General features: G+C 44.8%; 24 protein-coding genes. 16 read left to right on the forward strand and 8 right to left on the reverse strand.

Annotated features, from left to right (window positions below):
* Positions 1-75: 75 nt before the first annotated feature.
* From F0361_RS07145 to F0361_RS07170, 6 genes are all read left to right on the forward strand, one after another.
* Positions 76-1467: an alpha/beta hydrolase family protein gene (locus tag F0361_RS07145; protein ID WP_154917818.1), complete on the forward strand. Its 1392-nt coding sequence runs from the start codon at positions 76-78 to the stop codon at positions 1465-1467.
* Positions 1464-2576, forward strand: a complete 1113-nt coding sequence (locus tag F0361_RS07150; RefSeq protein WP_154918520.1) for an NAD(P)/FAD-dependent oxidoreductase — start codon at positions 1464-1466, stop codon at positions 2574-2576. The genes F0361_RS07145 and F0361_RS07150 overlap by 4 nt, the downstream gene beginning before the upstream one ends.
* A 169-nt stretch (positions 2577-2745) precedes the next feature.
* A complete protein-coding gene (locus tag F0361_RS07155) occupies positions 2746-3342 on the forward strand; it encodes a hypothetical protein (RefSeq protein ID WP_154917819.1) in 597 nt (198 codons plus the stop codon).
* A gap of 43 nt (positions 3343-3385) precedes the next feature.
* A complete protein-coding gene (locus F0361_RS07160; RefSeq protein WP_154917820.1) occupies positions 3386-3781 on the forward strand; it encodes a GreA/GreB family elongation factor in 396 nt (131 codons plus the stop codon).
* A 59-nt stretch (positions 3782-3840) separates the two neighbouring features.
* Positions 3841-5562 carry an IlvD/Edd family dehydratase gene (locus tag F0361_RS07165; protein ID WP_154917821.1) on the forward strand — a complete coding sequence of 574 codons (1722 nt, stop codon included), beginning with the start codon at positions 3841-3843 and terminating at the stop codon, positions 5560-5562.
* Position 5563: 1 nt separating this feature from the next.
* The gene (locus tag F0361_RS07170) at positions 5564-6892 is read left to right on the forward strand and encodes a GntP family permease (RefSeq protein ID WP_154917822.1); all 1329 of its coding nucleotides are present in this window, start codon (positions 5564-5566) and stop codon (positions 6890-6892) included.
* Positions 6893-6934: 42 nt separating this feature from the next.
* Here the strand turns inward: F0361_RS07170 and arfB are convergent, their stop codons facing one another.
* From arfB to F0361_RS07205, 7 genes are all read right to left on the reverse strand, one after another.
* Positions 6935-7336 (reverse strand): alternative ribosome rescue aminoacyl-tRNA hydrolase ArfB, encoded by a 402-nt coding sequence (gene arfB, locus F0361_RS07175; RefSeq protein ID WP_154917823.1) that lies wholly within the window; start codon positions 7334-7336, stop codon positions 6935-6937.
* A 221-nt stretch (positions 7337-7557) separates the two neighbouring features.
* The gene (locus tag F0361_RS07180; RefSeq protein ID WP_317131730.1) at positions 7558-8610 is read right to left on the reverse strand and encodes an ABC transporter ATP-binding protein; all 1053 of its coding nucleotides are present in this window, start codon (positions 8608-8610) and stop codon (positions 7558-7560) included.
* Positions 8611-8630: 20 nt separating this feature from the next.
* Positions 8631-10787, reverse strand: a complete 2157-nt coding sequence (locus F0361_RS07185; RefSeq protein ID WP_154917824.1) for a prolyl oligopeptidase family serine peptidase — start codon at positions 10785-10787, stop codon at positions 8631-8633.
* Positions 10788-10876: 89 nt separating this feature from the next.
* Positions 10877-11866, reverse strand: coding sequence for an aspartate-semialdehyde dehydrogenase (locus tag F0361_RS07190; RefSeq protein WP_154917825.1), 990 nt, complete (start codon positions 11864-11866; stop codon positions 10877-10879).
* A gap of 285 nt (positions 11867-12151) precedes the next feature.
* Positions 12152-12559: a large conductance mechanosensitive channel protein MscL gene (mscL, locus tag F0361_RS07195; protein WP_125221951.1), complete on the reverse strand. Its 408-nt coding sequence runs from the start codon at positions 12557-12559 to the stop codon at positions 12152-12154.
* A gap of 78 nt (positions 12560-12637) precedes the next feature.
* Entirely contained in the window at positions 12638-13744 is a 1107-nt protein-coding gene (gene alr / locus F0361_RS07200) for an alanine racemase (RefSeq protein ID WP_154917826.1), read from the reverse strand.
* Positions 13737-14381 carry a thymidine kinase gene (locus F0361_RS07205; protein WP_154917827.1) on the reverse strand — a complete coding sequence of 215 codons (645 nt, stop codon included), beginning with the start codon at positions 14379-14381 and terminating at the stop codon, positions 13737-13739. The genes alr and F0361_RS07205 overlap by 8 nt, the downstream gene beginning before the upstream one ends.
* A gap of 106 nt (positions 14382-14487) precedes the next feature.
* On the opposite strand from F0361_RS07205, the gene F0361_RS07210 reads away from it, so the two are divergent.
* From F0361_RS07210 to F0361_RS07240, 7 genes are all read left to right on the forward strand, one after another.
* Entirely contained in the window at positions 14488-15171 is a 684-nt protein-coding gene (locus F0361_RS07210; RefSeq protein ID WP_154917828.1) for a hypothetical protein, read from the forward strand.
* Positions 15172-15234: 63 nt separating this feature from the next.
* The gene (gene rsmI, locus F0361_RS07215) at positions 15235-15906 is read left to right on the forward strand and encodes a 16S rRNA (cytidine(1402)-2'-O)-methyltransferase (RefSeq protein WP_154917829.1); all 672 of its coding nucleotides are present in this window, start codon (positions 15235-15237) and stop codon (positions 15904-15906) included.
* Between the two features lie 111 nt (positions 15907-16017).
* Complete coding sequence (locus tag F0361_RS07220; protein WP_154917830.1) at positions 16018-16392, forward strand: hypothetical protein; 375 nt, start codon at positions 16018-16020, stop codon at positions 16390-16392.
* Positions 16393-16651: 259 nt separating this feature from the next.
* On the forward strand, positions 16652-17452 hold the full coding sequence (locus F0361_RS07225) for an MbnP family protein (RefSeq protein ID WP_154917831.1): 801 nt from the start codon (positions 16652-16654) through the stop codon (positions 17450-17452).
* A 52-nt stretch (positions 17453-17504) separates the two neighbouring features.
* Positions 17505-18548 carry a cytochrome-c peroxidase gene (locus F0361_RS07230; protein ID WP_154917832.1) on the forward strand — a complete coding sequence of 348 codons (1044 nt, stop codon included), beginning with the start codon at positions 17505-17507 and terminating at the stop codon, positions 18546-18548.
* Between the two features lie 2 nt (positions 18549-18550).
* The gene (locus F0361_RS07235) at positions 18551-19528 is read left to right on the forward strand and encodes a transporter (RefSeq protein WP_154917833.1); all 978 of its coding nucleotides are present in this window, start codon (positions 18551-18553) and stop codon (positions 19526-19528) included.
* Positions 19529-19554: 26 nt separating this feature from the next.
* Positions 19555-20682 (forward strand): DUF819 family protein, encoded by a 1128-nt coding sequence (locus F0361_RS07240; RefSeq protein ID WP_154917834.1) that lies wholly within the window; start codon positions 19555-19557, stop codon positions 20680-20682.
* A gap of 88 nt (positions 20683-20770) precedes the next feature.
* On the opposite strand, the gene F0361_RS07245 is transcribed toward F0361_RS07240, so the two are convergent.
* A complete protein-coding gene (locus F0361_RS07245; protein ID WP_154917835.1) occupies positions 20771-21373 on the reverse strand; it encodes a carboxymuconolactone decarboxylase family protein in 603 nt (200 codons plus the stop codon).
* 58 nt (positions 21374-21431) lie between these two features.
* On the opposite strand from F0361_RS07245, the gene F0361_RS07250 reads away from it, so the two are divergent.
* From F0361_RS07250 to recJ, 3 genes are read left to right on the forward strand one after another with little or no spacing between them, the layout of a single operon-like run.
* Positions 21432-21860: an OsmC family protein gene (locus F0361_RS07250; RefSeq protein ID WP_154917836.1), complete on the forward strand. Its 429-nt coding sequence runs from the start codon at positions 21432-21434 to the stop codon at positions 21858-21860.
* A gap of 41 nt (positions 21861-21901) precedes the next feature.
* Positions 21902-22273 carry a four helix bundle protein gene (locus F0361_RS07255; protein ID WP_154917837.1) on the forward strand — a complete coding sequence of 124 codons (372 nt, stop codon included), beginning with the start codon at positions 21902-21904 and terminating at the stop codon, positions 22271-22273.
* A gap of 35 nt (positions 22274-22308) precedes the next feature.
* Positions 22309-23997, forward strand: a complete 1689-nt coding sequence (gene recJ, locus F0361_RS07260; RefSeq protein WP_154917838.1) for a single-stranded-DNA-specific exonuclease RecJ — start codon at positions 22309-22311, stop codon at positions 23995-23997.
* Positions 23998-24001: the final 4 nt, after the last annotated feature.

Here is a 24001-nt window from a genome sequence, read left to right on the forward strand (position 1 = left end):
ATATTTATTGTCTTTAGAATTTCCATTTTGAAGTCCTTGCAATCAATTATCTTTAAACAAGAAGTCCATTCCTATATGAGAACCCTCCCCACAGTCCTTATTTTATTCCTTTCGGCCTTCACGGTAACTGCGCAGGACATCACCGGAGATTGGCATGGGGGGTTACAAGTTCAGGGTATCCAATTACGGGTGGTGTTTCATATTCAGGAGGAAGGCGAGGGCTATACCGCTACCATGGACAGTCCTGACCAAGGGGCCAAGGATATTCCGGTGACTTCCACGTCTTTTGAAAATCAAGTATTAAAAATAAACATGCCCAATCTGGGGATTGTCTACGAAGGTACTTTAAACGAGGCCGGCACTATAACGGGAGATTTTAACCAATTTGGGCAAATCCTACCCTTGGAACTGAGCAGGGAAGCTGCAAAAAAAGAAACGGTGCTGCGGCCCCAGGAACCTACAAAGCCTTATCCTTACTATACTGAAGAAATCACCTTTAGAAATGAAAAGGCGGATATAGAGCTGGCCGGGACCTTGAGCCTGCCAAAACAAGAAGGTGTTTTTCCCGTGGTGGTCTTGATCAGTGGGAGCGGACCCCAAAACAGGGACGAGGAATTGTTTGGGCACCGGCCTTTTTTGGTCTTGGCAGATTACCTCACCCGCAACGGCATTGCCGTCCTCCGCTATGACGACCGTGGTACGGCCCTCTCCACCGGGAATTTTGAATCGGCCACCAGTGAGGATTTTTCAGAAGACGTGGAAGCCGCCGTGGCCTATTTACGAACCCGAACGGAAATCGATAAAAATAACATCGGACTTATTGGCCACAGTGAAGGGGGTATGATCGCGCCCATGGTGGCGAGTCGGGATAAGGACATCGCCTTTATCGTGCTCATGGCGGGCGTAGGGATTCCCGGGGACGAATTGCTGTTGTTACAGCAGCGGGCTGTGGGAAAGGTTTCGGGCCTCAGCGAGACCCTATTGATGGATATTGAAACGGGCAATAGAACCGTTTTTTCCATGATCAAGGAATCCACGGACCTGACGCAATTAAGTGCGGACCTTACCCAATACTTTAAAGAACATCCGGGACCAAGCAAACCCCCAGGGGTTGATGTAGATACGTATGCCCAATTACGGGTAGATCAGTTGCTGAATCCATGGTGGCTGCATTTTATCCGTTATGACCCGGCGGGTACGCTAGGGGAAGTGGCATGTCCTGTACTGGCCATTAACGGGGAAATGGACGTACAGGTGCCCCCACGGGAAAATCTGACCGCTATCCAAGAAGCCTTGGAAGGTGGAGGAAATACGCAGGTGACCATCAAGGAACTCCCAACGCTGAACCATTTGTTCCAGGAAAGTACTACGGGTTCTCCAACCGAATATGGGCAGATTTCCCAGACCCTGGCCCCGGAAGCACTTGATACGATGCTGTTATGGATCCAAAAACAGGTACGGCCATGAACCTGAGCTATTGGGAACGAAAATCGTGGCTGTCCGAGGTAGATTTCACCATCATCGGTAGTGGAATCGTAGGGCTGACCTGCGCGTTACGACTTCGCGAAAAACATCCTAAAGCGAACATTTTGGTTTTGGAACGGGGCGTTTTGCCCCAGGGCGCCAGCACCAAAAACGCGGGTTTTGCCTGTTTTGGAAGTATTTCGGAAATCCTGTCCGACCTAAAATCCCATTCCGAGGAGGAACTATTGTCCTTGGTGGAACAGCGCTATTGGGGCATCCAATCCCTTCGGGAACTTTTGGGCGATGATAACATCGGGTATTACAAGTATGGGGGGCATGAAGTGTTTTTGGAAAAGGATGCCGACTTATACGAACAATGCTTGGATAAATTGGAGTATATCAATGCCTTGCTGAGGCCTATTTTTAAGCAAGCTCCTTTTGAAGTTTCGGACAATAGGTTTCGTTTCAAAGGTATCCAGGAGAACTATATCACCCATCGGCTGGAAGGGCAAATAAATACGGGGAATATGATGCGGTCCCTGCTTCAGAAAGTACAAACAACGGGAATACAGATTTTGAATGCCACCGAGGTTAAAAAAATCGAAGATTTGGGAAGATCGGTTTTGGTTTCTTGTGCACATTTTGACTTTAAAACAAATAAACTTTTGATTGCCACGAACGGCTTTGCCCAACAATTGTTGCGCGAAGAAGTACAACCCGCCCGAGCCCAAGTAATCATCACCAAGCCTATTCCAGGTCTGGCCATCAAGGGTACCTTCCATTTTGATGAGGGCTATTATTACTTCCGTAACATCGATAACCGAATCCTCTTTGGTGGCGGAAGAAACCTCGATTTCAATATGGAGGAAACAACGGAATTCGGTTCCACACAAGTCGTTCAGGATAAATTGAAAGACCTCTTACAAACGGTGATTTTGCCTCATCAAGAGGTTGAGATCGATTATGGTTGGAGCGGCATCATGGGCGTAGGTTCCCAAAAACGGCCTATCATCAAACCACTTTCTGAAAACGTGGCCTGTGGCGTACGCCTAGGAGGTATGGGCATCGCCATTGGAACCTCTGTAGGAAGGCAATTGGGCGACCTGTTTTAAGGAAAATATACCGTACACCTATTTTTAATCCATCTTATCCCTCACCCTATTGCAGATGCTATTTTCTTCCTATATTGCATGTTCCCGTTTCTGGGAATAAAGTGCCCCAAGCCTTTATAATGTCTTCCTACATTTTTGCTTTTTTATGTTTAAAAGAGAACTCCGTTATATGGGAAGAAGTTTCCTTATTGCATTAATTTTTGTTTGTCTGCTTTCGTCCTGTGCGGTGAACCAGACCAAATATCAGCGCAGATATAATGAGGTTTGGCGGGAGATGATACAATCCCAGGCCTGGATGGAATCGCTAAAGGGCAAGGATGTTGATTCAGCAGTGGGACTTTACGCGAGTTTGGATGACGAGGAAGTCTTGGACGAATCTACTACAAATTACGAAATGGCTTTCGAGAGCCAATATCAATCCCTTGTTTCAAGGGCCTACTTTAAAATCATTACCGAAGCAGAGAAATTGGACACCCGTATTACTGCCGAATATAAACAGATACAGAACAACCCCGAAAATTTTTCAAAGAAGGAAAGGGAGGAGGTTGAGCGCAAGTTTCAGGCACACAGGGCCATGCTGAGTGGTTTACGGTCCTGGAATATCTTCAGTGACGACCGATCCGGGGATTTGGATTATTTTAAAAGGGAAAACAGGGAAGCCATCCAAGAAATGATGCAGGAGGGCAAAGGTTCGGACCAAATGATTAACTTCCTGATTTATAAATTAGCCGATTTATATCACGTTGAAGAAGCATCGGGAAATTAAAAAACGGGCCTACGAACACTGCAAGGAATTTGTATCCAATCGTATGTCCAGAATATCCAAGCAAATTCAGGAAGTTCAGGAATCCTTGACTTCTGAGACCAAAAGTAGTGCCGGGGACAAGCATGAAACCGGAAGGGCCATGTTGCAGTTGGAACGGGAAAAACTGGGCAATCAACTGGCCGAATGTGAAAAAATGCAGGAACTGCTCCATAGGGTACAGCCAGATTCCCTGAACTCCATGGGAGGCTTAGGGGCCTTGGTAGAAACGGAAGATCGGTATTACTTTATTGCAATTTCCGCAGGGGCGATTACTACCGAAGGCCTTCCTATTTACTGTATTTCCCCGGCGACACCCATCGGCAAATTGTTATTGGGAAAAACTACCGGGGAGAGTTTTTTATTTAACGGGAACGCTTTTTCCGTTTTATCGATATCCTAAATAATCCGTGGATTTTTTGCCTATCTTGACACCAAATTAATATTTGTTGCGACTTTCCTATGGATAAAAAGAAAAAGCTTCGAAGTTCCGAATGGTTCGGGGATGACGGTAAAATGGGTTTTGTACACCGTTCGTGGTTGCGAAACCAAGGCTATCCGGACGATTATTTTGAGGGTAGGCCGGTCATCGGTATTTGTAATACCTGGTCTGAACTGACTCCTTGCAACGGACACCTTCGTGATTTTGCCGAGGTCGTAAAAAAAGGAATCTTGGAAGCTGGGGGCGTGCCCATGGAATTCCCCGTGATGTCCTTGGGCGAAACGATCATGAAGCCTACCACCATGCTTTTTCGAAATCTCGCTAGTATGGATACCGAGGAATCCATCCGGGCAAATCCGTTGGACGGTATTGTATTATTAACAGGTTGTGATAAAACTACGCCTTCTACGATTATGGGCGCTTGCAGTGTGGACCTTCCAACGCTTGTAGTGCCGGGCGGACCTATGTTAAGCGGACGTTTTCGGGGTGAAAAGGTAGGTTCCGGGTCCATGAACTGGATGATTAAGGAACGGCAGGAAAACCAAGGATATTCAGCTGCCGATATTCGCGAAGCCGAAGTCTGTGTGGCCCGAAGCATCGGTCACTGTAACACGATGGGTACCGCATCAACGATGGCCACTATGACCGAAGCCTTGGGATTGACCCTTCCGGGGTATTCCTCTATTCCCGCAGCGGATTCCCGGAAGAAAATGTACGCCCAGTTGTCAGGCCGAAGAATTGTGGAGATGGTCAAAGAAGACCTTACGCTGTCGAAAATATTGACAAGAAAGGCCTTCGAAAACGCCATCATTGTGAACGCAGCGGTTGGAGGGTCTACCAACTTGATCATTCACCTTACCGCCATTGCCCGCAGAATCGGTGTCGATTTAAAATTGGAGGATTTTGATACGATTGGAAGCAAGATTCCACTATTGGTGAATATGAAACCTTCCGGGAAATACTTGATGGAGGATTTCTATTATGCCGGAGGACTTCCGGTTGTCATCAATGCCCTGACCCCATTGCTACATCCGGAGACGGTTACGGTCAACGGAAAAACACTGACGAAAAATTATGACGACGCCATTTGTTATGATACCGATGTTATTGCGAAGCTTGAAAAACCTTTTCAGGAGAAATCGGGCATTGCCGTACTCAAAGGAAATCTTTGTGAGAATGGCGCGGTGATCAAACCTTCGGCTGCTTCGCCCAAACTGATGAAGCATAGGGGGAAGGCCGTGGTCTTTGAGACGATGGAAGATTACCACGAACGCATAGACGACCCCAATCTGGACATCGACGAGAACAGTGTTATCGTCCTAAAAGGGGTAGGGCCCAAGGGCTATCCCGGCATGCCGGAAGTGGGGAATGTGGACCTTCCTAAAAAATTGTTAGCCAAGGGCATTACGGACATGGTCCGTATTTCAGATGGACGCATGAGCGGTACTGCAGCCGGAACCGTTGTACTTCATGTTTCACCGGAATCAACGGTGGGAGGAACGTTGGCCGTGGTACAGAACGGGGATTGGATAGAACTGGATGTACACAAAAGAACCTTGCATTTGGATATTGACGATGCCGAATTAGCGAAACGGAAGAAAGCATGGATTCCACCAAAACCTGTGGCAGATAGGGGGTACGTGAAACTATATATTGACCATGTTGAGCAGGCCGATTTGGGTGCCGATTTGGACTTTTTGGTAGGTGGCTCAGGATCCAAGGTAGAACGGGATTTACACTGATATGGTACTGATTTATTTGCTTTTGGCCATTGTGGCCATCATTTTCCTAACGACCCGATTGAAGGTCCATGCCTTTATGGCCCTCTTAATAGTTTCCTTGGCCTACGGTCTATTTTCTGGCATGTCCTATTCAGATATCATTATGTCCATAAACGATGGATTTGGTGGTACATTGGGCAAAATTGGACTTATCATTGTTTTGGGCGTCATTATTGGTGCCTTTTTGGAAAATACTGGAGGGGCCTTTGCCATTGCCGAAAAGGTCTTAAAGTTCATCGGCAAAAAAAGAATCATCACGGCCATGGGTGTCTTGGGCTATATTGTTTCCATTCCCGTTTTCGCGGATAGTGGATTTCTATTGTTGCACCCATTATCCAAAAGTCTTTCCAAAAAAGCAAAAATTTCCATTGCAGGTCCGGCCATTGCCTTGGGATTGGGACTTATGGCATCGCATACCATGGTGCCACCAACACCGGGTCCCATAGCGGCGGCAGGTATTTTGGGGGCCGATTTGGGCTTGGTCATTGCCTTTGGCTTTCCGGTGAGTATCATTGCTTTGATTGCAGGGCTCGTATTTGCATCGAAGTATGCCTCCAAAACCTATATTGAACCCGACTTGATCGGGGGTGCGGATTCTGAAAGGATATACAAGGAACAGCCAAGTGCCTTGAAATCGTCCATTCCCATCATTATACCCATTTTACTGATCGTTTTACGATCGATATTGAACCCGGAACGAACAGGAATCGATAATGCTTTTGTCGACTTCCTGAATTTTGTCGGGGAGCCGGTTATTGCTTTGCTTATAGGTGTTTTTCTGTGTTTACTATTGCCGAAAAAACTGGAGTACGATATGGTCTCCTCCTCGGGATGGATCGGTAAGGCCATTATGGATGCGGCATCTATCATCTTGATAACAGGAGCGGGCGGTATTTTTGGAAAGATTCTTCAAAATTCCGGTATTGCCGAAACCTTGGGCGATTTGCTCAGCGGATATAATCTGGGTATTTTTCTGCCCTTTGTCATTGCCGCTGCCATAAAATCGGCGCAGGGCTCCTCAACCGTGGCATTGGTGACCTCGGCCTCGATTATTTTTCCCATGATGTCGTCCCTAGGTTTTGAAACGGAAATACAGAAGGCTCTGGTGGTGATCGTTATTGGTGCCGGGTCGGCCGTGGTCTCCCATGCCAACGACAGTTTTTTCTGGGTGGTTACCCAAATGAGCGGGATGAACGTAAAAAATGGCTATCGATTGTTTAGCTTGGGAAGCGGTATACTTGGCTTAACCGGGGCGTTGGCCGTTTTTGTTTTGTATACGCTGTTTGCGTAACATCCAATAAGACCGCTCCTTCAAAGGAAGAGAGCTGTTCTTCTATAATTCCGGTTTGGACCGATTCGCTTTTTTTTCGGCATTGGCTTTCTTGGACTTCAACCGCTTTTCTATGGCCGATTTGGAGGGCTTACTGGCTTTTCGTTTTTTGGGAACTTTAAGTGCGGCTTCCAAAAGTGCAAAAAACCGCTCAACGACCAGTTCCTTGTTCTTATGCTGACTGCGGGATTCGTCACATTGCAATAACAAGGCCCCTTCATTCGTCAATTTGGAAGCCAATTTTTTGGAAATACGTGTTTTCTCGGTTTCGGAAAGAACCGATGAATTTACTACATCAAAGGTTAGCTCCACCTTGGAGGACACCTTATTGGCATGTTGTCCGCCTGGCCCGCTACTGCGAATGGCCTTGAATTGTAGTTCCTTTAAAATTCCTTCCTTGTCCAATCAGTTGTTTTGAACAAAGGTAAGAAACTACCTGGGAGTGCGTTCTTAGTTGATAAAAAGGGGCGCTAGTAGTAAGGTAAAAACGACTAGGGTCAGGATAAGATGTACTCTTTTCATAATTCGTATTAATTGTAAATGAACCCAATAACGGTCCAAAGTGCGGATTAGTTTATGGAAGGGCAAAATTTTGCTGAGAATTGGCCCATTTCCCTATTTTATCGTTAAACTGTCGTTCCTCCTTGCAATCGTTGGTTTATGGTTTCGATGGAAACGTTGAGATACACTTTCTTTTCCGGTTCCAAGGGATAGGGGGAGTGAAAGAATAGGGTTTCCCCTTCTTCCGACGCTCCTTCGATCAAATAATAAGGGCCCATAGGATACGATTCTTTGGCGAAAACAGTGATGCCGGAATTTTCAGAAATCCTGAACTCATGGGCATAGACGATGATTTTTCGCTTGGTGTTGGCGTAGGATTTTAGCACATCGATAGAAATACTGTTGGCCTCGCCAAACAGGGAGGCAATATATAGGCTTTTAGGGTTTGTATACAGGTCCATGGGTTTTCCTTTGGCCAAAACGGTCTTGTCCTTTAGTACTACTACCCTGTCCGTAAAAGGGAGCACATCCTGATAATCATGCGTAGCCACAATACAGGTAATACCATGGTCCCTTAAATATTTAAAAATGTTTCTTCGTAAGCTGTTTTTCAAGAAGTTGTCTATATGGCTAAAAGGTTCGTCCAAGAGAAGAATTTCCGGTTTTTGGGCCAATACACGCGCCAGTGCTACCCTCTGCTTCTGCCCCCCGCTAAGGTTTTTCACTTTGGTATCGGCAAAATCGGTAAGCTCGATCATCTCCAAAAGTTTCTGGGTACGCTCCTTTAATTCCTTCGGATAGAAAACGGAAAGATATTGACTGATATTTTCCGATACGGTTGTAAAGGGCATCAGGTCAAAATCCTGGGAAAGGTATTTCATAAACGGGGCACCAGGCACCAGATTGTAGGCCGGTCCCAGAACAGGTTCGTCTTCCCAAAAGATCTGGCCCTGTTCCAAATCCATCAGGCCATATAGAATTTTTAAAAGGGTGCTTTTCCCGCACCCGCTCTCCCCTATGAGGGCCACATGTTCCCTGCGCTGGACCCTAAGGTCTATGTTTTCCAGTACGGTATCGGCATTATAACCAAAAGAAACATTTTCTATTCGTAGCATAACCAGTGTGCTGTTCTGTTGGGCACAAAAAATCCGTTCCAAAAATAAGAACGGATTTTCCATTTAATTATTGATTTAAACCCTTATTCCTTGAATTCCTTCAATACGGATTGGTTGGGCAGTTCCTCAAAGCCCATATTGAAAAGGGTAAACCCAAAAATATCGGCATATTGTTCTATGGTCTTACTCACAGGAGTTCCCGCACCGTGGCCGGCATTGGTCTCGATTCTAATCAAGGTTGGATTGTCCCCGGCCTGTTTTTCCTGTAGCTCCGCGGCAAACTTAAAGCTGTGGGCAGGCACCACGCGGTCATCATGGTCGCCCGTAGTGACCAAGGTTGCAGGATACGCCGTTCCTTCCTTTACATTATGAACGGGGGAGTAGCCCTTGAGATAGTTGAACATTTCCTCACTTTCCTCCGAAGTACCATAGTCATAGGCCCAACCGGCTCCGGCGGTAAACGTGTGATAGCGAAGCATATCCATGACACCTACGGCAGGCAGGGCCACTTGCATCAAATCAGGACGCTGGGTCATGGTGGCACCTACTAAAAGTCCGCCATTGGAACCCCCGCGGATGGCCAGATATTCCTTGGAGGTATATTGGTTTTCGATGAGGTATTCCGCAGCGGCGATGAAGTCGTCAAACACATTTTGTTTTTTGGTCTTGATACCCGCATTGTGCCATTTCTTGCCATATTCCCCACCACCTCGTAAGTTGGGAACGGCATACACACCGCCCTGTTCCATCCAAACGGCATTTACGATACTGAACGATGGGGTAAGACTTACATTAAAACCGCCATAGCCGTAAAGAATGGCGGGGTTTTTTCCGTTCAATTCGATGCCTTTTTTATGGGTGATGATCATAGGGATTTTGGTCCCGTCCTTGGAAGCGTAGAAAACTTGTTTGGATTCATAATCATCTGGATCGAAATCGATTTCCGGTTTCCAATATTGCTCGTACTCCCCGGTGTCTACATTGTATTTATAGGACGAACCGGGAGTGTTATAATTGGTAAAGGAAAAATAGAATTCCTTTTCGTCTTTTTTCCCGCCAAAACCACTGGCGCTTCCCACACCCGGAAGCTGTACCTCTCGCACCAAATTTCCCTCGTAATCGTACTGAAATACTTTGGATATGGCATCTACCATATACTCGGCAAAGAAGTAGCCGCCTCCCGTATTGGGACTCAATACATTTTCCGTTTCGGGAATAAAATCCTCCCAATTCTCCGGGGAAGGATTTTTGGCATCCACGGTAACGATTTTTTGATTGGGTGCATTTCTATTGGTTACGATGTAGAGTTTGGAACCTACATTCTCAATGATGTAATTGTCAGAATCCGTATCATCCACAATGGGGATCAGGAGTCCGTTGGGGTCCTGTAAATCGCGAATAAACAATTTGTTTCCTGAGGTAGAAACGGATGCGGATATGACAAGGTATTTTTCGTCCTCGGTAACGCTGGCCCCAACATAGCGGTGTTTTTCCGTGGGGATACCGCCATAAATAAGTTCGTCCTGCGATTGTGGGGTTCCCAATTTATGGTAGTAGACCTTGTGTTGGTCCGTTTTGGCGGAAAGCTCACTGCCTTCGGGCTTATCGTAACTGGAATAATAAAATCCATCATTTCCTTTCCATGAAATTCCGCTGAACTTGATATCGACCAAAGTATCCTCAACAACCTCCTTGGTTTCCGTACGCAGCACGATGGCCTTGCGCCAATCACTTCCCCCTTCCGAGATAAGGTAGGCTGCCAGGGATCCGTCCTTGGTAAACTCCAAACCGGCCAAGGAGGTGGTACCGTCCTCCGAAAAGGTATTGGGATCCAGGAACACCTCGGCTTCGGCATCCCCTTTTTTCCTATAGACCACATATTGGTTCTGTAGCCCATTATTTTTATAGAAGTACGTATAGTCGCCTTCCCTAAATGGGGCACTTACTTTTTCATAGTTCCAAAGTTTTTCCAACCGTTTTTTTAGGTCGTTCCTATAAGGGATGTTTTCCAAATACCCAAAAGTGGTCTCGTTCTGTTTTTTGACCCAAGCTTCGGTTTCCGGACTTCGGTCATCCTCCAACCAACGGAACGGGTCTTTAACCTCGGTTCCAAAATAGGTGTCTACGGTGTCGACTTTGGCAGTTTCAGGATAGTTCACAACAATCGGTTCTTTTTTTGTTTCTGTCCTGCAGGCTTGCAAAGCTAGGGCAGCGCAGGAAAAGAAAAGGATCTTTCGCATGGTTTTTAAAATTAGTCGGATTAAAAATACCACAAAAAAACCTCCAAAACAGGCGTGTTTTGAAGGTTTTAACATTCTTTAGGGTGGGTTTAAACCAAACCTTTCTCCACCAAATATTCCGCAATTTGGACCGCATTCGTGGCCGCTCCCTTTCTAAGGTTGTCCGCAACGATCCACATGTTTAAAGTGTTGGGATTTGTTTCGTCCCTACGAATCCTTCCCACGAAAACCTCGTCCTTATCATGTGCGTAGATGGGCATGGGGTAGGTGTTGGTGTCCGGGTTGTCCTGGACCGTAACGCCTGGCGTGTCGTTTAGGATTTGTCTGACTTCGTTCAAATCGAAATCATTGTGGAACTCCACATTGACGGATTCTGAATGTCCTCCGGAAGTTGGAATCCGTACGGCGGTCGCAGTAACCGAAAAGGTTCTGTCATCCAATATTTTCTGCGGCTCTCTGGCCAACTTCATTTCCTCTTTGGTATACCCGTTTTCTAGGAATACATCACAATGGGGAAGGGCATTTCTTCCAATGGGATACGGGTACGCCATTTCGCCGGTAACCCCTGCGATTTCGTTCTCCAATTGTCGCACGGCTTTCACCCCCGTACCGGAAACCGATTGATATGTGGATACAATGACCCGTCTCATTTTATATTTATTGTGAAGTGGGGCAAGTGCCATGACCAATTGTATGGTAGAGCAGTTTGGGTTGGCAATTATTTTGTCATTGCTAGTTAAAACATTGGCATTGATTTCCGGAACCACTAATTTTTTATCCGGGTCCATACGCCAAGCGGATGAGTTGTCAACAACGGTCGTTCCAGCTTCCGCGAATTTTGGTGCCCATTCCAATGAGGTATCCCCACCTGCGGAGAAAATGGCGATGTGCGGCTTGGCCGCCACGGCATCAGCCAATCCAACAATGGAGTATTCCTCACCTTTATAGGGCATTTTTTTGCCTACAGATCGTTCCGAGGCGACCAACAAAAGTTCACTAATGGGAAAATTGCGTTCGGCCAATACCTTCAACATCACCTCACCTACCATGCCCGTGGCGCCAACTACAGCTACCTTCATAATTCTTTAGTTTAAAATTCTCGCGCAAAAATAGGTATTACCCTAACTTGGACAAGGGAATTCGGAATTAATAATTAAAATATAACAAAAAGTTTTAAAAATAACATTTTGTGCAAAACCTATAATCCAGCCTTGTAAAGTCCTAAATTGATTGTCTCCCTAGCTTTTAGAGTGTTTTTAAATCTGACTATCGGATAAAAAAATACCGCCAAACTGCTAGCGAAGCAATGTTGACGGTTTTTAAAGTTAGACTGCGGTGCAGCGGTTTATCCTGTAAAGGGATAATTACTTTTTCAAGGCGTCCCTAATTTCCATAAGCAACTCCTCGGCTGTTGGGCCTTTTGGTGCTTCCGGAGCAGGCTCCTCTTTCTTTTTGGTCTTGTTGTAGGCCTTAACGATCATAAACAGTACAAAGCCTACGGTAATCAAGTTGATGATGGCGTTGACCCATTTTCCGTACATAATGGCATTTTCTGGTTTTGTAACCTCTCCATCGGCACCTACAACAGCTTCGTCCAATACGATTTTCATGTCGGCAAAGTCCAGACCACCGGCAAAGTGTCCTACGATCGGCATCATTATATCTGAAACGAACCCGTTGACAACAAGACCAACGGCCCCGGCAAGTATAACCGCAACTGCCAGGTCAATGACATTTCCGGTCATAATAAAATTCTTAAATTCTTTTAGCATGATTTAGTGTTTTATTGGTTTATAGGGATGCAATGTAAGAAAAAATAATTCTTAATAAAATGTGAAATAAATCAAATTTTAACTGGAATATATTCTTCTTACCCGTTGTGAAATCCCTGTAATCAACTCATAGGAAATGGTGTTCGCGGTTTTTGCCACTTCATGGGCGGATAGCTCAGGGCCATATAGAATCACCTCATCCCCTTCCTTACTGGGGATATCCGTAATATCGATCATGATCATATCCATACAGACGTTTCCAATAATTGGCGCCATTTGACCGTTGACCAACACAAAGGTTTTGCCCTTGCCATATTGTCTTCCAATACCATCTGCATGGCCAATGGGCAGAGTGGCAGAGACCCTGGACGACCCTGAAACATAGGCCCTATTGTAGCCTACGGTATCATTGGGATTTAGGTGATGGATTTGGGAAATGATGGTTTTTAGGGTTGCGATGGGTTTCAGTTCCGCGTCATATTTAGCTTCATTTCCATAACCGTACAAGCCTATTCCGCTTCGTACCATATCGTATTGTGCTTCCTGATAATTCAGGATTCCAGAAGTGTTGAGAATATGCCTTATGGGTTGAATTTTTAACCGATTGGTTACTTCAACACTTATTTCTTCAAATTTGGCAATCTGCTTTTTGGTGAACGCTTCTTCCTTAGGGTCTTCGGTGGCGGCTAAATGGGAAAATAGGGAAACAATTTTCAAAGTATCCTTATTTCCCAATAGCTCCAAAAGGGATTCAACGTCCTTTTCCGCAAATCCCAATCGGTTCAATCCGGTATTGAACTTGATATGTACCGGATATCGATTGATTTTTTTCCGATTCAATAACGCAGTGAATTGGTTCAGGATCCCAAAGGAATACATACTGGGTTCCAACTGGAACTCGATGAGGGTTTCTAAATTAACGGGTTGGGGATGGAGTACCAAAATGGGTTTCGTAATCCCAGCTTTACGCAGGGCAACGCCTTCTTTTACATAGGCCACGGCAAAATAGTCGGTTCCCAGTTCCTGTAGTTTCAAGGCAATTTGGTCCGCATCGCTACCATAGGCAAAGGCCTTGACGACCGAAAGAAATTTGGTGCCCGGATTTAATTTGGACCGAAGAAAACGATAATTATGTTCCAGGGACTTCAAGTCTATTTCCAGAACGGTCTCCAGGGCCTTAGGCATTTGGTTTTCTATTGGGATTTTCGATTTCCACAGAATCTACCTTCATATGCTTCACTTTTTCCTTTAACATGGCCTTGTAAAAGGCACCACGGCTTAGGGGTTCATATTCGTTCGTTTCACCTAACAGGACAAGCTTGTCGTTGTTGGATTTTCGAAAGCTGTAATTGGCCAAATTCCCGGTTCTCGTACAGATGGCATGTACTTTGGTCACATATTCTGCCGTGGCCATAAGCGCCGGCATTGGTCCAAATGGGTTGCCCTTGAAGTCCATGTCCAACCCAGCAACGATTACCCGAACCCCTTTATTGGCAAGGTCGTTGCAAACGGTAACGATTTCATCATCAAAAAACTGTGCCTCGTCTATGCCAATAACATCGCAAGTGTCGGCCAAAATACGAATGTTCGCGGCTGCCGGTACCGGCGTGGAGCGTATTTCGTTAGCATCATGGGAAACCACCATATCGTCATCGTATCGGGTATCCACCATGGGCTTAAAGATCTCCACTTTGAGTTTGGCGAACTGTGCCCGTTTTAGCCTGCGTATCAATTCCTCGGTCTTGCCCGAAAACATGGACCCGGCAATGACTTCTATCCAGCCGAATTGTTCCTGGTGATTAACGGTATTTTCGAGAAACATTTTGTATTTTTAAACGAAAATAAGGGGTTTTTCCGTTCTATTTATAGAATCTTAAAGTTATTAAAAAAAGGAGCGGCTTTCGCGCGGAATAAACTAATTTGTAGTTATGAAGGAAAAATTAAGGGCAGATTTGATTAAAATGTCCACGGACATCATTACTTCCAGGGAGATAAATGATATTACGGACTTGTACGAAGCTGCCAAGAAACTTTACGAGAAGATTGCGGTACTCAAGTTTATAGAAGAGGAACTGAACGACATTCAGGTGGACGTTTCCAAAAACATCATTGCCGAAAAGTTCGAGAAAATGGCGAATGCCGTGATGCGCGCCAATACCTCTGTTCCCGAAAGCAATCCACATGAGGAGGATATCATGACACCGGGTATGGAAACCATAAAGGATATGGTTTCAGAAATGCCCAATTCTGAAAATTTGGAAGAAGTCTTGACGGAGTTCATGTCCAAACCGGATTTGATGAAGAACGACAAGGAGTTGTTCATGCCCCCGCCAACTTCCAAAAAACAGGAGACCCCTAAATCCTTGAACGAGCGATTGGCAACAAGGGAACTTCAAGTAGATCTTAACAACAGGCTCGGTTTTATAAAACATCTTTTTAACGGCAGTGCAGAGGATTACAATAGGGTATTGTCCCAATTGAGTACCATCGACAGCCATGAGCGTTCCGTATCATTCATTAAGAATATGGTAAAACCGGATTATGATAATTGGGAAGGAAAGGAAGAGTATGAGATGCGGTTTATGGAACTCATAGAACGTAGATTTTTATAAAGCGACGGTATTTTTATAGCAATAAGGCCCAGCACTTGGTGTTGGGTCTTTACTTTTGTAACCATGGGAAAACTATATATTGTGCCTACGCCCATTGGCAATTTGGAGGATATCACCTTAAGGGCCATTCGGGTCTTAAAGGAGGCCGATTTGATTTTGGCCGAAGATACCCGTACCAGTGGAAAGCTTTTACAACATTTGGAGGTATCTACGCCCATGCAGAGCCATCATATGCATAATGAACATAAAACCGTATCCGGACTTGTGGATCGCATCCAGGCAGGTACTACAATTGCCTTGATTTCAGATGCGGGGACGCCCGCCATTTCCGATCCTGGGTTTTTATTGACCCGCGCCTGTGTGGAAGCGGGTGTGGAAGTGGAATGCCTGCCCGGGGCCACGGCCTTTGTACCCGCCTTGGTTAACAGTGGCCTGCCCAATGATAAATTTGTTTTTGAAGGTTTTTTGCCAGTTAAAAAAGGAAGACAGACCCGACTGACTTTTTTGTCCGAAGAAACCAGAACGATGATTTTTTACGAATCCCCGCATAAACTGCTAAAGACCTTGGCCAATTTTGTGGAATATTTTGGTGTGGACAGGCCCGTTTCCGTTTCTAGGGAACTTACCAAAATGTACGAGGAAACCATCCGTGGCACCGCCGAGGAAGTACTAAAGCATTACACCGAAAAGCCTCCAAAAGGAGAGATAGTGATTGTGGTTGGGGGGAAAAAGTAAGTATTTCCTTCTTAACATTTGAATGAAGCGATATCATTTCGTGATTGTTAATTCTTGCCATAAGCTATAATTTTCCAGTAGGACTGTGTATCTTGGCGGCGAAATTCAGAAATGAGAAAAAATCTGTCATTACTTTTTACCTTACTATACTTTATGGCCATGGTAAAGCCGGTAATGCCCGTATTGGAGTATCTATATAACCAAGATTATATTGCCGAGGTTCTTTGTATCAACAAGGACAAGCCCATGCTTAATTGTGATGGTAAATGTTACTTGGCCCAAATGATCAAAGAGCAACAAAAGGAAAAACAGCATCAGGATGTTCCTTCGGCAGATTTAAGGGAATACCCGATTGGATTCGTAAGTATTTTTGAACCCTCCTTTTTTTCATCGGATTTCACCAAAAAAAACGCATTACCCTGGAGTAACAGTTACCTAGGGCAACATGTTTCTTCCATTTTTCACCCTCCCAATTTTTTAGTTTAAATAGCGTATTGGAATACCTTTTTCATTGTAGATGAAGATGGTGGCCTTTAGCAATTAACCTTTTGCTGATTAAGTTGCATCAGGGAACATTTGCGTATTCAATTCATTCGGTTTGGGCACAAAAAAAGTTAGTGGCCCTGCCTTAATATAAACTAGTATGAAATGAACCATAACAAGTCTTGATACCCATTGAGATGTCCCTATAGCTGTGGGGATGGCGAATTGCATATGACCTATGACAAACATTAAAAATAAACAGATGAAAACTATATATAAGCTATTATTGCCCCTTTTTTCCATAATTATCCTTGTAGGATGCAGTGACGATGACAACATGCAAGAATTGACAGGGGAAGGTATCGTAAAACTTTCCTTTGACAATGCCGTTGGTTCAGATGACCTGTTGTTGGGGTCTTCCGGTTATACCAATTCACAGAACGAGGTCTTGACCATTACACGGCTCAACTATATCGTTAGTAATTTTACCCTTACCAATGACAAGGGCGAGAAATTTACATATCCTAAGGATGATAGCTATTTTGTAACCAGTGAGGAGACTGGAGAAACTGAAATCTCCTTGACGAACATTCCGGCGGGCAGATATGTTTCCGTAACATTTGGCATTGGTGTAGACCAAGAGAAATACCTACAAGGAGCCGAAGGCCAAGGTACTTTTTTGGCCAAGGCCGAAGCTACCAATATGATGTGGGCGTGGCAGGCAGGATATAAATTCTTGAACTTTGAAGGAACTTTTACTTCCCAATCCGTAACTGAGCCAACTAATTTCAAGGTGCATATGGGCAGTCATGGCTCAAGTTTGGACAACTACAAGGAAGTTACCTTGAATTTGGGAACGGAAGCTTTGGTAAGTGATGAAATGACCCCAATAATCCATTTGGTGGCAGATGCGAATGCCATTTTGGACGGGGCCAATAAACTTTCCCTCTCCGAACAGGCCGTTATCATGGTAAGTGAGGAAAAATCCCCAAAAGTGGCGGCGAACGTGTCGGGCATGTTTACGGTGGACCATGTGCATAATGGTACTGGTGACACACACTAATATGGAATTGGGCTGTTACGGCAGCCCAACTTTCTTCACTAAAAAAGTAAGGATGAAATTTTTATATAGCATTTTGATGCTGGGCGTTTTTATGTCCTGCTCCAATGATGACGAATATGCCAGCTTTGCAGAAAACGAACAATTGGCGTTCACTGTTCCCAAAAACTTTCCGGAAATGGTCTACGACATTGAGAGCAACCCGCCAACAAAATTCGGTTTTGAACTGGGTAAAAAATTGTTTTATGATGGCAAACTTTCCTCCAACGGATTTATTTCCTGCGGATTTTGCCATGAACAACGTTTTGCCTTTACCCATCACGGGCATCAGTTTAGTCACGGGGTGAACGATTTATCGGGCACAAGGAATACACCTTCAGTAGCGAACATGGCCTTTTTGAATGAGTTTTCTTGGGACGGTGCCACGTCCCACTTGGACCTCTTTCCCATTATCCCTATTACCAATGAAGTTGAAATGGGCGAGACCATGACTGGGGTCATGACAAAGATTCAAGCCGACCGTGAATATCAAAGGGCCTTTGAGGCCGCCTTTGAGGAGGGTGGCGTTAGTACCGAGAATTTTTTAAAGGCGCTGTCCCAATTTATGGTCATGATGATTTCTTCCAATTCCAAATATGATAAATACATAAGAGGGGAAGATGGTGTACAGTTCACTGAAAAAGAGGCGTATGGTTTGGATGTATTTAATGAAAAATGTGCATCGTGCCACGCCACGGATTTATTCACCGATAGTAGTTTTAGGAACAACGGTCTGCCCCCAAATCCTTCCTTGAACGATTTGGGAAGGGCGGAGGTCAGTGGCAAGGCAAGTGACAATTACAAGTTTAAGGTTCCTAGCCTCAGGAATGTTGCCCTAACGGCGCCCTATATGCACGATGGTAGGTTTGGCAGCTTGGAATCCGTTCTTAATTTTTATACCCGGGGCATGGTAGATTCCCCAACCTTGGACGAGACTTTGAGAAATGGGGAAGAACTGGGTATTCCATTGGATGATGAGGAAAAGGAAGGACTCTTGGCCTTCTTACAAACTTTAACGGACGACACTTTTATCAACGATAAACGATTTTCAGAATATTGATAATGAAAAAATACATAAGCTTTCTTTTGTTCTTGGTCGTTGCTTCCTTTTTGCGGGCCAACGAATCAATAAACGGTACCAATACCGATCCATGTATCTGGGCAGGTACCATGTTCGAGGATTTTTGTGACACCTGTGGATGTGGCGGTAATGGTGGTAGTATGGGGTTTGGGACCGGGTTGAACAATAACTTTATAGGGTTACGGTACATTGGTCAGAAATATCGGTCGCGCGATGGTATTTTTGCCAATTCGCCTTGGATAAACGAAAATTTCAACACCGTGCAGGTCTGGGGGAATTTCCCCATAGGAAAGAGGGTTTTGGTCAATACGTTGATTCCCTTTCATTCCCACAACCGAAGGTTTTCGGATAACTCGGAACAAACAATCAGCGGTATCGGCGATGCAACCGTACTTGCCTACTACCAATTGATCGCCCCCCTTCCTGATAGTATAATTTCCATTAAGCCCAAGCATATATTGCAATTGGGAGGAGGGGTCAAAGCACCCACGGGAAGTTTTAAGGAAGAAAATTTGGAGGGCAGTGTTAATCCTAGTTTTCAGTTGGGAACAGGTAGCTGGGACTATATTTTAGCGGCCAACTATGGGCTTACCCACAGAAATTGGGGAATTTCCGCGCTTGTAAACTATACCATAAAAACGGAAAATAGTGTCTCATACCTATTTGGGAATCAATGGAACCTGGCCGTTAATACTTTTAAGACCTATTACCTATCGGATAGTTGGTCGTTTACACCACAATTGGGTCTTGGGGCTGAATTTTTTGAAAAAAACAAGGAATTTGGACTTTTGGTTAACGATACGGGCGGGGACGTTTACTTTGGCCGATTGGGGCTCGAGGCCAATTACAATAGGTTTGCCTTGGGAATTTCAAGTATGCTGCCCATAGCCCAAAATTTGAACAATGGGAAGGTAGAAGTGAAAAATCGGGTAATGCTATATCTCAATTTTAACATTTGAAATAAAATTTAGCTTAAATTGAACCCATGTGGGTACCATGGGTTATTTCCGGTTTTACCGTGATTGCGGTTTATTTTTTGGACCGATGGGAAAATAGGCATATAAAATCTTTGTTCGATTGGGTACCGGCCATTTTGTTGGCCTATATTATCCCTGCCCTTATTTCGTATGTTTTCAACGTAGACTATTCCCAGGCTGAAATCCATAATTTCAGCCGGGATTACTTTATTCCCTTGGCCATTATCGCCGTGATGAGTAGTTTGTCCTTGGGTCAGTTGAAGTCCATAGGGTATAAGCCGATATTGGTTTTTCTGGCGGGCTCTTTTTTTATAGCGGTTTTCCCGATAGTCCTTATGCTACTTTTTTCAGAATCCGAGTTGATTTCAAAGACCTTGGTAACGGAAAACTATTGGATGGGCATTCCGCCCATTGTGGGCAGTTGGATCGGGGGAAGTACGAGTCAGCTCGTATTAAAGGAGTTGGTGGAATGCCCGGAGAATATCTTTTTGACGGTTTTGGTGATGGACAATATTTTGGTGAATGTCTGGACGATTTTGATGTTCCAGACCATCAAAAAGAGTGAAATATTAAATAAGTGGTTTAGGGTATCGGATGTTGCCATTCCAGAGGATATCCGTTTGGAAAAGGGAAGCAAATGGAATCCATGGTTATGTGCCTTGGTGCTTTTGATCATTGTGGTTTTTAGCAATTACCTTATTGACAGCTTCATTGTAAAAGTGGTGCTACTTTCGTTTGTAGGGTTGGGATTGAGCAATTTTATACCGAAATGGAACTTTGGATTCGCCCTAAAGGCAGGGGGAATCCTAATTATTGTGGTGATGGCGGTTTTGGGATTGAAATTGCAGATTGCCACGTTGGGCTTCAACCTACCTTTTTTCGGGTTTTTATGCGTGTGGCTTTTGGGACATTTTATTTTTATGGTCTTGGTGGCCAAATTGCTGAACGTAAACATGGCCTGGGTGCCTATCGCCAGTATGGCCAATGTAGGCGGAATTGCCACGGCTCCGGCGGTTACGGCGGCCTATAACCTCAAGTGGATGCCCCATGCCATAGTGTTGGCCATTTTAAGTATGGCAACCGGTACCTTTTGGGGAATGTTGACGATTTGGTTGTTTAGGGCTTTTGTGGTGTAAATGAGCAGGTTTTAAAAACAAATTACTTCTCGACTGCGCTCGAAGTGACAGAAAAATCACTTTTTTACCAACAACCATAAACTTTTAACTAATACAGAGAGCCATCATGCTTCCCTTTCTCCCAACCATGTTTGCCTAAATATTGGTCGGCACTTTGTACCGCTCCATCCTCAATGGAAGTTCCCATGGAGTCGTTCCATCGGTTTAGGTAACCGAATAGGGAAATTACCCCTAGCATTTCCACAATTTCGCCTTCGTCCCAATAGTTGTACAGTCGTGCTTTTATTTCGGCATCCACGGCATTGGGTACTTGGGAGGCTTGCAGTGAAAAATCCAATGCGGCCCTTTCCGCATCGGAGAAAGCTGGATGGGTACGGTATTCCCAAATATTGTCCAGTTGCTCCTGTTCTGCGCCATAACGTTCGGCGGCCCGAATGGCATGGGCCTGGCAATAGCGGCATCCCGTAGCGTTACTACTTACCCAGGCAATCATTCTTTTTAATGCCGAAGTGACCCTTCCCTCATTGGCCATGACAGCTTTGTTGAGATTGATAAAGGCTTTGGATATGGCAGGCCGGTGCTGCATGGTCAATACGGAATTAGGGCAAAAGCCCAAAGTCTCGTTGAAGAATTTGGCCAATTTTTTTGTTTCGGGGTCGTGGCTGGGGTCCAAAGGATTTACAAGTGCCATAGGCTATTTTTTGGAGGTTAATTATGGTATTTTTGTAGTCCACAAGAAACAAAAAATTATGGGTACAACAAATCACATTACCACCAAATGGTTGGGTAACATGGCCTTTGAGAGCAATAATCCTTCAGGGCAAACGATACGGATTGACATCGCCAAGGAAGACGGTGGCGACGGCAGCGGTGTAAGACCCAAAGCGTTGATGCTATCCGGATTGGCGGGATGTTCGGGCTTGGATGTTGCCGCGCTTATCAAAAAAATGAAACTTGAGGTAACCGATTTTCATATCGAAACCATCGCCAACCTTACGGACGAACATCCCAAATACTATGACAAGGTCGTTATTGAATACCATTTTCACGGCCCCAATCTTGATGAAAAAAAGCTACAACGCGCCGTAGATCTATCGGTAGAGAAATATTGCGGGGTAATGGAGATGTTTAGAAGATTTGCTGTATTGGATATTAAAACTATATTTCACAATAGTTAAATTCAAATTCAAGCGTCAAGTTCAAGTTCAAAGGAATAGCGATGAATCCCGAGAGGAAATTTGATTTAGAAGAAAGACTTGTAAATTTTGCAGCGGATATCGTTTTCTTCTGCAGAGATATGCCCTCAGATATGACAGGTCATTATTATGGTAACCAACTGTTGAGATCTGGTGGTAGTTCTGCATTGAATTTTGGCGAAGCACAGGGCGCAAACTCAGATAAAGATTATATCAACAAGATCTCGATTACTCTAAAAGAATTAAAAGAATCCAGGGTAAATTTAAAAATCTTGGACCGGGTGAACTATGTGGACAGCTCTATGCCAAATAAATTGTTGAACGAAGTAGAACAACTTGTAAGAATTATTGCTACTATTATCAAGAACAAAAAACAAGGACAAGATACCCTTTGAACTTGATATTTGAGTTTGAACTTGAGCTTTAGAAAATGCGCTGGACGATAAAACCTAGACCGGAACAAGTTGAGATTGAGCGATTGGCCAATGCCTTGGGTGTGGAAAAAATCGTGGCCCATTTACTGCTTCAGCGGGATATTTCGACCTTTGAGGAGGCCAAAAAATTCTTTCGGCCACAATTGGAGGAATTGCACAATCCTTTTTTGATGAAGGACATGTATTTGGCGGTAGCCCGAATCGAAATGGCCATAGCCGAAAATGAAAATATCCTGGTTTATGGCGATTACGATGTGGATGGAACCACGGCCGTAGCCCTAGTATCTTCCTATTTACTTTCGTATTACCCCAATGTGGCCACCTATATCCCAGATAGATATGACGAGGGTTATGGGGTGTCCTACAAGGGAATCGACTTTGCCGAGGACAATGGGTTTAGCCTCATCATCGCCTTGGACTGTGGTATCAAGGCAGTGGAGAAAGTTGGGTACGCCAAGGATAAGGGAATCGATTTTATTATCTGTGACCACCACAGGCCAGATTCGGTTTTGCCTGCTGCTGTTGCCGTTCTGGACCCCAAACGGGAGGATTGCAACTATCCCTATGATGAACTCTGCGGTTGTGGTGTGGGGTTCAAGCTGGTTCAGGCTTTAGGTTCCAGACGAGGTGAAACTATAGATGATTTGTTGTACTACCTTGATTTAGTGGCAACTGCCATTGCGGCCGATATCGTTCCGATAACCGGTGAGAATCGAATCTTGGCATATTATGGACTACAGGTTATCAACCAGAGTCCTAGGGCCGGGTTCAGGGCCATCATACAACAACTTAAAAAATCGACCCTGACCATTACCGATGTTGTGTTTATCATCGCGCCCCGCATCAATGCCGCCGGTAGAATGGAGCACGGCCAACATGCCGTAAACCTACTCACCGAAACTGATATTTCAAAAGCTATGAGGTTTGCATCGGAAATAGAGAAATATAATTCCGATAGAAAAGGATTGGACCAGGAAATTACCCAGGAAGCCCTTCTTCAGATTCAGGACAACAAGGAGGAGGACCGATTCACATCGGTTGTGTTTCAAGAGCACTGGCATAAGGGTGTTATTGGTATCGTGGCCTCCAGATTGACGGAAACCTATTATAGACCAACGCTTGTCTTTACCAAAAGCGGGGATAAATTGGCTGCTTCCGCCCGATCGGTAAAGGGTTTTGATGTGTATAATGCCCTGGAACGTTGTTCGGATTGTATCGAGCAATTCGGTGGCCATAAATATGCCGCCGGACTCACCTTATTGGAGGAACAATATCAGGCATTCAAGGAGCAGTTTGAAAAGGTGGTCAAAGAAACCATAGATCCTGCCCTCTTAACTCCTGAAATCCTGGTCGACTGCATAATCGAACTTAAGGACATTACCCCAAAATTATTACGGATTATCCGCCAATTCGCACCTTTTGGACCGGGTAATATGGCTCCGGTTTTTATGGCCCAAAATCTAGTGGATACGGGCTATGCCAGAACTGTAGGGCAGGAAGATGCCCATTTAAAGGTATCAGTTACCCAGGAGGATAGCCACAGGATTGACGGCATTGGGTTCAATCTTGGGAATAAACTTGGCAGGGTTACCAGTAGGAATCCCTTTGATGCCGTATTCTCCATCGATGAAAATGAGTGGCAGGGAAACATCAGTCTTCAGCTAAAAATCAGGGATATAAAATAGCGAA

This window comes from Maribacter flavus (assembly GCF_008386635.1).
GTDB lineage: Bacteria > Bacteroidota > Bacteroidia > Flavobacteriales > Flavobacteriaceae > Maribacter > Maribacter flavus.